The organism is Endozoicomonas sp. ONNA1 (genome assembly GCF_024606325.1).
Classification (GTDB): Bacteria; Pseudomonadota; Gammaproteobacteria; order Pseudomonadales; family Endozoicomonadaceae; genus Endozoicomonas_A.
In genome coordinates this window covers 1-1,474 of sequence record NZ_JAHHPN010000329.1, presented here as the reverse complement: position 1 = coordinate 1,474, position 1,474 = coordinate 1, and the positions used below count along the sequence as shown (strand labels likewise).

The 1,474-nt window shown below is 38.3% G+C and carries 1 protein-coding gene; it reads right to left on the bottom strand.

The features are described from left to right. Positions 1 to 66 precede the first annotated feature (66 nt). Positions 67 to 1,104 (bottom strand): sulfotransferase domain-containing protein, encoded by a 1,038-nt coding sequence (locus KDK19_RS07520; RefSeq protein WP_257291667.1) that lies wholly within the window; start codon positions 1,102 to 1,104, stop codon positions 67 to 69. Positions 1,105 to 1,474: the final 370 nt, after the last annotated feature.

Sequence of the window (1,474 nt, the reverse complement as noted above, 5' to 3'; positions counted from 1 at the left end):
GGAAGAAGGGCTCATGTATTGGCAGTTGCTCCAGTAGATTGATATTTCTCAGGACTTACCTACTAATTACTCTTCATAGCCGAGTTTAGCGTTTAACTCGTACAAACCTGAGTCAAAAAAATATTTATCCATATCAATACTCCAAAAGTCAGAAAAATTAGACCTCTGTCCTGAGTAAGTTGAAGTAGAAACATTCAGGTTTCTCTTGAGGTGTTCCTCAATTTCGCTTAACTGTGAATAATTGTTCACAACAGATAAGGGGAAATGTCCGTTGACGAGTTCCTCATACTTAACAACATCAGTTTCAGATTCAATGATCGCTGCGGTTACGCTTTTAATGTGCTGAATATCTAGACTGTGGTAATAACATAGAAATGCTTCTAGTTTGCTTGGGCCAACCTGTTTTTTCCATAGGCTTTCTGCACAACTACTTTCTTTTACTTTTTGCTCCTTAAACTTCATCAAACTTACGAGTACATCTCTTAAATTTCTCACTACAGATATAACCTTTATTCCTGAGTCAGAAAATTTATTTACAACGTCAACATATTCTATATGGCCCACCGTAATAGTATTTGTATCAGCAAGTAAACTAGCCAACAGACTCAAGTCGCACCTTATATATTGATTAGACGGCTGAAAGTGTATGTTATCAATACCGCGGTTATCGTGAATGGTGGTTCGCCCTGAAAGGTGGAGTCCTGATGACTTCATACCTAAACTAGTGAATACTTTCTCCAGAAAATAGGTGCCTGATTTTGGTATGCTATTAATAAAAATTGATAGTCCGGAGTTAACCGGGCTGTCGATTTCAATAACCGGTACTAAGAATAAAGGCCACTTTTGACCTTTTGAAATCCCTATCCAGGTGTTTAGTCTTTCTGAGAAGTCAAAGCTAGCAGATATAACTCTATTAACATCATAAAAAATTAATACTCCATTTTCTAAACCCCAATAGCATTCATTTGGATGAGCATAGCCATGGATAATGCCATTAGGAAAAAATACCATCTGCCCATATATACCATCACACGAAGACCCAAATGAGTATATTGTAGAGGTTAGCGTGTTTTTAATAGAATCGTCATCGGACGAAATAAACATAGCGAATGCCTTATAGTGTCTGTTATGAACAAGTTTTCATGACCCTTCAGGGATATCTGTGGGTAAAAATGAGTCAATTTGAGAGGGAGAAGCGCCAGCGGCTGATTTTTGGTAGGTTTTTTGTTTGCAGGCAAAATAACCATAAAAACACCGATGATGCCAATAAAAACTACCCTCAATAAAGTTCATAAAATCAAGTCATTTGTTTACCAAGATGCGAAACTTGGCTTCTACCAAGGCTCTGAAGTATTTCAGTGTAGCCATCGTTCCACGAAAGGACAGTCACGCCATCTATAAGGTAGTTTATCTATGCCGCGATCGTTTATCTGGTCGATAGCCGAGCTTTTCGAGAAATGAGCCCGGTATGGCC

What these genes read in the sequence shown, in the direction of transcription:
- KDK19_RS07520 (WP_257291667.1), bottom strand. Translation starts at nt 1,104, where the DNA reads ATGTTTATTTCGTCCGATGACGATTCTATTAAAAACACGCTAACCTCT.